The sequence below is a fragment of the Psychrobacter sp. 1U2 genome (genome assembly GCF_051847575.1).
This window is the reverse complement of sequence record NZ_JBPYDC010000026.1, coordinates 24,926-35,299: the sequence shown is the minus strand read 5'-3', so window position 1 is coordinate 35,299 and position 10,374 is coordinate 24,926. Positions and strand designations below refer to the sequence as shown.

The window sequence follows — 10,374 nt, the reverse complement described above, 5'->3', positions numbered from 1 at the left end:
GACTTGCAGCTTAAAGTCTAGGTCGTAATGCATAAAAATACCCCATAAGTTGTGTCCAACTTATGGGGGTCGGTTCACATCTATATCGGGGGCTGGGCTTTTTTGTGGATGATAGTTTTGTGGTAAGGGGGCTTGTTTTTCTAACTTTAACCCTTTTCAGTCAACAGCTTAATTCCTAAACCAATAAATACCACGCCGCTGATCTTATTTAAGATAGTTTCAATAGCTGGGTTTTCGCGTAGCTTTTTGCTAAATCTTGAGGCTAGTAGTGTTAGGCATAAGCACCAAATTAGACCGGTCACGGCAAAGGTAAGACCTAAGATCAAAAACGATAGCGTGCTATGCGCGTAGCTTGGATCGATAAACTGCGGAAAAAAAGCTAGGAAGAATAGCGCCACTTTTGGGTTAAAGGTGTTGGTCAATACGCCTTGCTTATATATTTTTCCATAATCTAGAGACTTTACTTGCGCGGTTTTGTCTTTAGTGGGCAAGCCCTCTGCTATGACAGCGTCCGACTTTTGCGTTAACATCTTGACCCCTAGATAGCATAAGTAGATGGCCCCGATATATTTAACAATAGTGAAGGCTAATGGTGAGTTGGCTAAGATAATTGATAAACCCAGTGCTGCTAATATAGTGTGCACCAAAATGCCGGAGACGATACCTAGCACCGAATAGAGTCCCGCCTTATTCCCTTGCGCCACACTACGAGTGATGATGTACATGGTATCTGTGCCTGGCGTGATATTTAATAAAATACCAGTCAGAATAAACCCCCAATAGTTCTCGATACCAAACATAGCCCAACACCTTTTGTTTCGTTATTATTCTAGCCTATAACCTTGTTTACTTGGTCAGCTAAGCTGGCTTACTTTTTATAGTTGATTCACTCTAAAAATGATATACCAGTAGCGCGTTTAAATTTAGAACAATTTTACTTTGGACTTACTATATGTAGATTGTTCGTTATCGACATAATCAAGCAGCTACTTTTAGAGAAAGCAGGATCCTGCAGTAAAAAAGCGGGTGATATAAACCCTGATAATAGCTAATACTGACGCTAAATCCACAGATAAACCACCCTTTATACGCTTAAAAAGTTATTATCAACATATTTTTATTGCTTTACTTTCTTTTTAGCAATATTGTCCACCTATCCTATCAGACAACCGCCAAGCTGAGTACCTCATGAGTAGACGCGATCTTATTATCTTTATTAGCTTATCCTTTATGTGGTCGCTATCCTTTATATTTTATAGAGTTGGCGTGCCTGAATTTGGCTCTATGTCGTTTGCCAGCTTACGGGTGATATTTGCTGGTGTCACGATGCTTGCTTTCGTTGCGTTCAATCCTTCTCATTTAATTGCGGTCCGGCAGCACTGGAAGCTGCTTACCGTAGTGGGCCTGATCTCTACAGCGATTCCGTTTGTTTTATTCTCTTATGCCGCTCAAGCCGTTAATGCTGGCGTGCTCGCGGTGCTCAATGCCGCGGTTCCGATGATGAGCGGATTTATCGCCAGTACGTTCTTCAATGATAAGCTCTCAAAAAAGCAGACCTTAGGTTTATTTATCGGCATCGTAGGCGTCGTAATCTTAATGAGTGAAAGCTTATTTGGCGGTGCGGCTACGGATTTGAGCTCAGGGCTATTGCCAATGGGCTATGCATTGCTCGGCTGTGTGGGTTATGCAGTAGGGGCGAACGTCACCAAGAACTATTTGCAAGACACCTCGCCTGTCGCTATTACTATCGGCGCTATGCTGATTGCTAGTGTGGTGATGCTACCTGTGGCGATTTACGAGTTTCCGTATGGTCAGAGTATCAGTGTTAAAGCTTGGGTATCCGTCGTTTGTATCGGCGTATTCTCAACCGCTATCGCCTTTATCTTTATTAATGAGCTGATAAAGAGTATTGGTCCGATGCGGGCGACCAGTATTACATTAGTGATTCCAATCTTTGCCATTATATTTGGTTATATCTTATTAGATGAAGCTTTGGATACTGCCGCTATCATAGGCTCAGCGGTGATACTTATCGGCACTTACTTATCTTTGAACTTGTCTTTGGCCAGCTTTAGGAAGTCCTCGCAGCCATTAGATGTAGAGCGTTAATTGCGTTATAGTGAATCCTAAATAAAAACTGTACAGCTATAGCGGAGTGCTACTGGTATAAATTTTTCTTGCGTGCTGCGTTCCTTCGATGCTGCGCAAAATTCATCCCAGCAGCACTGTATTTATTTTATAGTGGACCGGCTATATATAAAAAAATTGACGCATAAAAAAGCTCAATCCTCTATTTTATTGGGATTGAGCTTTTCTTGTCTCAACTAATCAGATTGATGATAAATCATAGCTTATCGTACATTATCACCATAAGTGACGATAGGGCGCTCTAAGCGATGACTAGTAGCGGCGCTTTTTGCCCCTGCTATAGCAGCTACGAAAGTCAATATAGCACTGATTAACCAAAATAGACCACTGTATAGGGCAGCTTTACGAGCAACTTCTTCAGCTTGTTGTAGATTTTGATCAACAGTTTGTTGAGCTTGGGCTATATACTGCTCAGTTTTCATTTTATATTCGTTAAATGACTGAGTAGCTTCATTACGTACTTCTAGCGCTTGCGCTTCGGTAAGTCCTTCTGCTTGCAGACGCGTGATTAGCTCATCACTGTTCAGCGTTTGTTCGATTGATGCCATACGCTGTTTTGCATAGTCATCAATGTTGCGCCAAGTGTCGATATTCGTGAAGTCCATATCAGCAACATCACCGCGAGTATTATTGATCATCTCTTCTAATACGTCAGTTGTCGCTGCGATTTGGGTTTCGTTCAGGCCTTGTGTGTTCTTAGCGACTAAAGCGTTGAGATCTTCTTGGCTAATATCACCTGAAACCGTTTGATAAGCTTGTTGAGCTTTTTGTTGCATTTGCTCAATAGAGCTATCAGGTGCGGCAACGGCTGCCGTTCCTACTGCCGAAGACCCTGCTGCTGCAACACCACCAGCGGTTTTAGCAACTGTACTTACCGTACCGCCAACCACATTACCTGCAGTTGCCAAGATGCTAGTAGCACCGCTCATAGCAAAAAAGGTCGTAAACAGGACAATTAAAGCGGCGGTCAACATACCGGTTAAAGACGCATCTTTTTGATCGACTTCTTTACCATCACCAAAGATAGCTTCTGGTGCTGAGAATTTAATAGCATAGTAGCCTGCGACAAAAGCACTGACTAAAGCGGTAATAGCGGCATAAATTCCGCCCGCAATGCTGGTTCCTTTTAGATCAAAAGGCAAAAACGAGCTTAACACTAGCGCTAAAGCAACCATCGCCATAACGACGATTAGTCCCATAACGAGACCTGCTAGCACACCGCGCCAAGACGGACGCCGCTGAGGGGAGTAAGTAGTAGGTAACATAGCTATTCCTTATATTTTATTGTAAATACTAATAGGATCCTTGCCTAAACCATCGAGATGATCGAGTCGGCGTTAGTCGTCTACAAATTTATCTATAAATTGAATAAAAGTAGAACTTTATAAATATAAGCAAAGCATAAGGAATTAAAAGCTGTATTAATAATACAGTTAAGTATAAAAACAAAGCCATCGTGTATAGGAGTGTTAAACCATGTGAAAGAATCAGGCAGATGTAAAGTTGTGTTAATACTTAGTAAACTTGTTATAAGGTATTGATATTTATGGATATATCAATTATTAACGTCAACTTAACAGCTTGAGGATTAGTTAAGGAAGCCTATAAAATTAAAGCATAAAAAAAGCTCAGTCATCGAGGATGACTGAGCTTTTAGTGGTGCGTTTATTAGTCTAATCTGATGCTAAGCAGCAGTGCTAACAAATGACGCCAAATAGTGGCGTCCCCAGGGGGATTCGAACCCCCGTTACCGCCGTGAAAGGGCGGTGTCCTAGGCCTCTAGACGATGGGGACGCATAGAGTGTCATAGCTTAATAAATACGGCTACAACGGTACTGCACAATATCAGAGCGCTTATTCTATATAAACAAGCCTTGCCTAGGTGCTGATACTGCTTCTTAACAATATTTATTATAATAAACAATAAATAGATGGTGGAGCTAAACGGAGTCGAACCGTTGACCCCTTGCATGCCATGCAAGTGCTCTACCAACTGAGCTATAGCCCCTCGTTAAGAGTGAGCGTATTTTAGGGAATAGCAGGATGGTTGTCAATAGCTATTTTTGAAATATTGATAAATAATTCCAAGTGAGAGTTGATAGATAATTGTTAGCGTAATACTCATTAAAAGCTTTACTAAGCTAATCTTTAAAGACTTAAAGGTTACTGACTATTGGAGATTTAAATGGCAGTTGATAGAAGACAGAATAAATTGAATAAAGAAGCTTCAGATGAAGAAATTAAAAATTTTGAAGAAAAAACTATGAAGGAGATGGGCATCTTTAATACATTACCAACTCGTGAACAAAACCAAGAACTCGCAAAAATAATGGAATCTCAATTCCCTCATATGGATTTTACTTATCTCTAATAAATTAACCTACCAAAAAACGTGGGCTTTGCTCTTGCGCCACCCACGCCAGTTTATACTTTTAAAATATCTATCTAACAAACTTACTCACTGTCAGCGGCCAAAAAATCAGGCAGATCTGTGGCTTTTTTCTCCAGCTTCTTTAGTTTTTTCTTACCTAATCCGCCAAGTACCTCAACCGCGTGGCGCAAGCGGTTCAAAGTCATATCCGCACCGATAATCCACATCGAGTTCATGACAGGGGTAGAGGAGGAGCTACCCGCAATAGCGATAAAGAAGGGAGCGATAAAATCGCGCATCTTAATATCGAGCGCCGCAGACAAGCCTTTGATAGTAGTATAGATATTTTCCTCAGACCATTCAGGCAACGACTCAAGTTGCCATAGCGTTAACTGGAGAATCTCCATGATTTGCTCAGGCGTAAGGTTTTTGTGTTCGAAGTCATCGCTGGTAATCTCAGGCAGGTTCTGAAAATAAAAGCCACCCCAATTGACCGCATCAGAGAGCAGTTCAATACGCGGTTGAATCGCTGCAGCCATTGCGGTTAATTTATCGCTGTTATTAGCCCAGTCGAGAATTCTGTTTTTTAATTCTTCAGGTGTTAGCTCGCGTAGCCATTCGCTATTGAGCCAATTGAGCTTTTCGATATCGAAGATAGGGCCGCCTAAGGAGACGCGCTGAATATTGAAACTTGCGATCATCTCGTCAAGCGTGAACTTTTCTTCGTCATTCGGCATCGAGTAGCCCATACGACCTAAGTAATTGAGCAGCGCTTCTGGTAGCACGCCAGCATCACGATAATAAGTGATAGAAGTTGGGTTTTTGCGCTTAGACAGCTTTGATTTATCAGGGTTGCGTAGTAGCGGCATGTGGCAGAGCACGGGCATCTCCCAGCCAAAATACTCATAGAGCAGCTGATGCTTGGGTGCGGAGTTTAGCCACTCTTCGCCGCGCATTACATGGCTGATCTCCATCAAGTGATCATCGACAACGTTGGCTAAATGATAAGTCGGTAGGCCGTCAGTCTTAAGCAGTACTTGCATATCGACTTGCTCCCACGGAATCTCAACCGTACCGCGTAGCATGTCTTCGACTTTACAAACGCCTTCGGTAGGTACGCGCATACGAATGACAAAGGGCTTGCCATCAGCGACCATTTTATCCGATTCTTCACGAGATAGATCGGCGTAGCGACCATCATAGCGCGGCGTCTCGCCACGAGCCATTTGCTCCGCTCGCATCGCATCTAGTTCTTCGGGCGTACAAAAGCAGCGAAACGCGTGATCATTGTCGAGTAGCTTTTGCGCGTGTTCTTTATAGATATTCGCGCGCTCGCTTTGGCGATAAGGCGCATGTGGCCCGCCGACATCAGGACCTTCCGCCCAATCCAGACCCACCCAACGTAGCGCGTCCAAGATCATTTGCTCGGAGGCTGCAGTGGATCGCGCCTGATCGGTATCCTCGATACGCAGGATAAACTCGCCACCATGCGCCTTAGCAAAGGCTAAATTAAACAGCGCAATATAAGCCGTACCGACATGCGGAAAGCCAGTAGGGGATGGCGCAATACGAGTACGCACGGGACGAGTAGAAGGGGCTGGATTATTTGAAGTGGTTTGCATCAGGTCGCCTTACATAGAATGATCGGTTAAGAAGTATTTGGTTCAAAGGTTGGGTCTAAAAATTGAGTAAAGACGGTTATAACTAACCGCAAAAAATAGCGTAAAATAGAGCGCTAGTATAACAGACAGCCAAGATATTTTTAGCGAAAAGCCCAGTTGGTGCTTGACTAGCTGTGTATCCTTGCGATAATAACGCTAGCGAGGCGTAACTTGTTTATTTTTATCTTGTTTTTGTTTATAACACTACTGGCCCATAGGGTCGTCATCTATTGAGTTATTTGTGTCATTATCGAAGCCAAAGCCAAGTCCAAAATTAGATGCTCAAGCAGCGACGCAGTCTGCTACTTCTAATGAATCAGAGTTTAGCCACGAAGCGGTGTTGCTAAAAGAAGCCGTCGCGGCCGTACTCGGCGTAAAATCACTGCCAAAAGCGAATAGCGACAACAGTCTACAAGCGCGCGGCATTTATGTCGATGCGACTTTTGGGCGCGGTGGTCATAGCCGCCTGCTACTCTCGCAATTGGCTAACGATGCGCAGTTGATTGTCTTTGATAAGGACCCGACGGCGATTAAAGTTGCTAATGAGTTAGCGGCTGTAGATAGTCGTGTCAAAGTGGTGCATGACAGCTTTGCCACTTTAACTGACAGCTTAGCCGCGCTTGGTATTGATCAAGTCGATGGCCTCATGGCAGATTTAGGCATCTCCTCACCGCAGATCGATGATGGCAGCCGCGGCTTTAGTTTTATGCGTGATGGCGCCGTTGATATGCGCATGGATACCAGCCGTGGTCAGTCGGTTGCCGAGTGGCTTGAGCAAGTCGATGATGAGACTTTGGCCAATGTATTATATGAGTTTGGCGAGGAGCGTCATAGCCGGCGTATAGCGCGTGCGATCAAGCAAATGGAGCGCTATGAGTCGACATTAGAGTTGGCTGAGGTCATCAAAGTGGCGCATCCCAACTGGCAACGCGGCAAACATCCGGCGACCCAAAGCTTTCAGGCGATGCGTATCTTTATCAATAATGAGCTCGGTGATGTCGATAGCTTTTTGGAGCAAAGCCTTGAGATGTTAAAGGCGGGCGGTCAGCTGTCGGTGATCAGCTTTCATTCGCTTGAGGATCGCCGCATCAAGCAGTTTTTGCAGCGTCATAGTAAGGGGCAGTATCCTGAGGATGAAAACCTACCGATGCCGCCCAAGCGCCCGCGCTACTTTACTAAGCCCAAACGCATTGGCCCTAGCAAAACTGAGATCGCTCAGAACCCGCGCTCGCGTAGTGCTTGGCTGCGTGCGGCGACTCGTACTGATATCGCTTATGAGCACCAATCTAATTGAGCGTTGAGTCACTATAAGCTTTTACGGTCAACAGATAGTTAGTTAAAACTGAAAATCTCTTTATAGTAAAAATACAAAATTGCAAAAATATAAAGTTTTCAGCCATTGTTGCTTAGTATAATGTTTCAACGGATACGTAACCGTTAAAAAGCCGTAAGTAATAGCGGTTAAACTAACCGGCTAGTTACCTTCAGGTTTTTTAACTAATGGTTTTTACTACCTATTAGGTTTTTATTAAAAAGTAGCTGTTTGTGTTTATTTATCTTTAAGTCCACCTTCTTGAGATCGTCATGGCAATATCTGGCAAACCTAAATCTGGCCGCGTAGCAAGCTCAACTCATAGCGATGTGGGCGAAATATTTGCGCAGCGTTTTAGTGTAATAAATATCTATGTAGTCGTACTTTTACTACTAGCGGTGGGTATTGTTTGGAGTGGTATCAAAACGGCTGAAGCCGTGCAGCAATACCACCAAGACTATAAAACCTTGCAAGATATGAAAAAACAGCAGCGTAAATTACAAGTTGAGCATCAGCGCTTACTCATTGAGCAGCAAACCTTTAGTGCCACACCGCAGATTGCCAGTCGCGCCGTTGCAGAACTAGGCATGTATTCGCCGACGCTCAAAGACAAACTCATTATTCAGCCAGGCGCTCCGGTGATAGCAGGCGACACTTTTGCTAGCGCTGATACCGATAATAGTAGCACTGATGTTGCCAATACTGACCTGAGCCCGGAAAACCCGTCCGCTACAGACTATAGAGAGGATGGACAATGAGTAGTAAAAAGCCATCAACCGATAAAAAGTCAGCTAGCGGTAAAGTAATAAAACCACTGCGCCCTGCTAGCAAAGCAAAAGCGCAGCAAGAAGCTAAAGGTAGCTCTACTAGTACGGGTAAAAAAATATTCTCTCGTAAGAAGAAGAGTGATTCGCAAGGCGCTTATACCAGTGTAAAAAACCGCAAATCTAAACGCACTATTATGAGTAAGGCCTCAGGCGCGTCTTCGCGTGGCGGCTTTGAATATGACAAAAACCGCTTTCGGATGGTGTGGGCTATCGCCTTAACGATTTTGGTGCTGCTGATAGGCCGTGCTTATTATCTACAAGTGGCCAATGCACAATTTTATCAAGATAAAGGCAATGAGCTGATCACCAGCGAGCGCACGCAAAAGTCGTATCGCGGCATGATTACCGATCGTAATCAGCTACCGCTAGCGGTCAGTGCGCCATTAGCGACGGTCTCCTTTAGTCCGCACGACTATGCGCGCGAATACTATGAGCTCAATAGGGTCATCATCGAAAACCCCAATCAACCTGTATTAAGAGCGCGGATGCAAAAGCGCTTGGATAATATGGATCTGACTGTGTTAGCCGCAGCGGCCAACATTCCGGTGACTGAGCTTGAAAAGGCTGCTGCTATCGACAAGAGCGTCGATGTCACCGATGATGAGGCGGTCAAAGCAGCACTACCTTCAGGTCCAGGCTCGCACTATATGCCGCTACTCAATAAAGTCACCCCCGAGATCGCCCAAAGCGTCAGCTCGCTTGACTTCCCAGGCGTGTATGAGAAAAATTTCTTTCAGCGCTATTATCCGCAGCCGCAGCCCAACGCGCAGCTACTTGGATTTATGGGTCAAAACGCTAATGACCCTGAGGGCGGTTACGAAGGCCGTGCTGGTATCGAGCGTCAGTTTGAGCAAATACTATCAGGGGAGGACGGCAAAGTCCTAGTGCTAAAAGATGCCAAACAGAACAGTCTCAAAGAGATTAAACAGTTAAAGCCAGAAGTCGCAGGTAAGAATGTGGCTTTGACTATCGATTCGCGCTTGCAGTACTTGCTCTATAAAGAATTAGAAAAAGCCGGACGCTTGCAGCAAGCGCGTTGGTCAACGGGTATGGTAGTAGACGTCCAAAACGGTGAAGTATTAGCCTTGTCGACTTGGCCTTCTTTTAATTCTAATAATCTCAATGAGATGACCGGCGAGAATCAGCGCAATCGGGCACTGCTCGATGTCTTCGAGCCGGGTTCAGTGATGAAGCCTTTTACCGTAGCAGCGGCGCTTGATTCAGGAAAGTATACCGCCAACTCTTTGATCGATACTAATCCTGGCTCTATCCGCGTCCGTGGTTATACCATTCGTGATCACAATAATTTGGGTACGATTAATCTTGCGACCTTACTACAAAAATCTAGTAACGTGGCTTCAACGAAAATCGCCCTCTCTTTGCCTGCTGATGGTATCACTAGTATGCAAAAGAAATTTGGTTTTGGCGCAAAAACCCCGCTACAGTTTCCAGGCGAAGGTAGTGGTAATGTCACCACACCCAAAGAAAAAGAAACCGCGCGCCGTGCCACTGTCAGTTATGGTTATGGTATGGAGGCAACGCTTGCGCAAGTCGCGCAAGCTTATGCGGCACTAGCAGCGGGCGGGGTCATGCATCCGCTGACGTTGACTAAGACCGATAAGCCGCTGCCAAGCAAGCGCATCATGGAGCATGAGCAAGCGATGGCCATCGTCGAGATGCTTGAGTCGGTAACGTTGCCCGGTGGTACCGCAAAAGCTGCGGACATCGATGGCTACCGCGTGGCTGGTAAGACCGGTACTTCGCGCCGTATCAACCCTGATGGCGGTTATTATACCGATCAGTATCGTAATATCTTCGCCGGTATGGCGCCAGCGTCCAACCCAAGGCTAGTCAGCGTTATCTTACTAGAAGATCCACGCGGGCTACATTATGCCGGTTTAACCGCCGCACCGGTCTTTCATAACGTGATGAAAGAAGCGCTTCGTTTGTATAATGTGCCGCTTGATAAGCCATTGCAGACCCAAGAGCAGTAGCAAGCTTAAAGCTAAGTTTTTAATTAATTGGTATTTATTTCATTTTAAAGCTCTAGGATTT

Annotated in this window: 8 protein-coding genes and 2 tRNA genes; 5 read left to right on the top strand and 5 right to left on the bottom strand. The window is 44.8% G+C overall.

The window, feature by feature from the left end:
- Positions 1-146: 146 nt before the first annotated feature.
- Positions 147-800, bottom strand: coding sequence for a LysE family translocator (locus tag ACS8FD_RS11295; RefSeq protein ID WP_439275942.1), 654 nt, complete (start codon positions 798-800; stop codon positions 147-149).
- Between the two features lie 388 nt (positions 801-1,188).
- On the opposite strand from ACS8FD_RS11295, the gene ACS8FD_RS11290 reads away from it, so the two are divergent.
- Complete coding sequence (locus tag ACS8FD_RS11290) at positions 1,189-2,109, top strand: DMT family transporter (RefSeq protein ID WP_439275941.1); 921 nt, start codon at positions 1,189-1,191, stop codon at positions 2,107-2,109.
- A 242-nt stretch (positions 2,110-2,351) separates the two neighbouring features.
- On the opposite strand, the gene ACS8FD_RS11285 is transcribed toward ACS8FD_RS11290, so the two are convergent.
- The 3 genes from ACS8FD_RS11285 to ACS8FD_RS11275 all read right to left on the bottom strand — a co-directional run bounded on the left by ACS8FD_RS11285 (position 2,352) and on the right by ACS8FD_RS11275 (position 4,156).
- Positions 2,352-3,413, bottom strand: coding sequence for a hypothetical protein (locus tag ACS8FD_RS11285; RefSeq protein WP_439275940.1), 1,062 nt, complete (start codon positions 3,411-3,413; stop codon positions 2,352-2,354).
- Positions 3,414-3,866: 453 nt separating this feature from the next.
- Positions 3,867-3,942 (bottom strand) — tRNA-Glu (locus tag ACS8FD_RS11280).
- A 138-nt stretch (positions 3,943-4,080) separates the two neighbouring features.
- Positions 4,081-4,156: transfer RNA gene (locus ACS8FD_RS11275), tRNA-Ala, on the bottom strand.
- Between the two features lie 177 nt (positions 4,157-4,333).
- On the opposite strand from ACS8FD_RS11275, the gene ACS8FD_RS11270 reads away from it, so the two are divergent.
- Positions 4,334-4,519, top strand: a complete 186-nt coding sequence (locus ACS8FD_RS11270; protein ID WP_439275939.1) for a hypothetical protein — start codon at positions 4,334-4,336, stop codon at positions 4,517-4,519.
- 83 nt (positions 4,520-4,602) lie between these two features.
- Here the strand turns inward: ACS8FD_RS11270 and gltX are convergent, their stop codons facing one another.
- The gene (gene gltX, locus ACS8FD_RS11265) at positions 4,603-6,144 is read right to left on the bottom strand and encodes a glutamate--tRNA ligase (protein WP_439275943.1); all 1,542 of its coding nucleotides are present in this window, start codon (positions 6,142-6,144) and stop codon (positions 4,603-4,605) included.
- Between the two features lie 277 nt (positions 6,145-6,421).
- Between gltX and rsmH the strand changes: the two genes are divergently transcribed.
- From rsmH to ACS8FD_RS11250, 3 genes are all read left to right on the top strand, one after another.
- On the top strand, positions 6,422-7,474 hold the full coding sequence (rsmH, locus tag ACS8FD_RS11260; RefSeq protein ID WP_439275938.1) for a 16S rRNA (cytosine(1402)-N(4))-methyltransferase RsmH: 1,053 nt from the start codon (positions 6,422-6,424) through the stop codon (positions 7,472-7,474).
- Positions 7,475-7,764: 290 nt separating this feature from the next.
- Complete coding sequence (ftsL, locus tag ACS8FD_RS11255) at positions 7,765-8,250, top strand: cell division protein FtsL (RefSeq protein ID WP_439275937.1); 486 nt, start codon at positions 7,765-7,767, stop codon at positions 8,248-8,250.
- On the top strand, positions 8,247-10,313 hold the full coding sequence (locus ACS8FD_RS11250; protein WP_439275936.1) for a peptidoglycan D,D-transpeptidase FtsI family protein: 2,067 nt from the start codon (positions 8,247-8,249) through the stop codon (positions 10,311-10,313). Before ftsL ends, ACS8FD_RS11250 begins: the two co-directional genes overlap by 4 nt.
- The last annotated feature ends 61 nt before the right edge of the window (positions 10,314-10,374 follow it).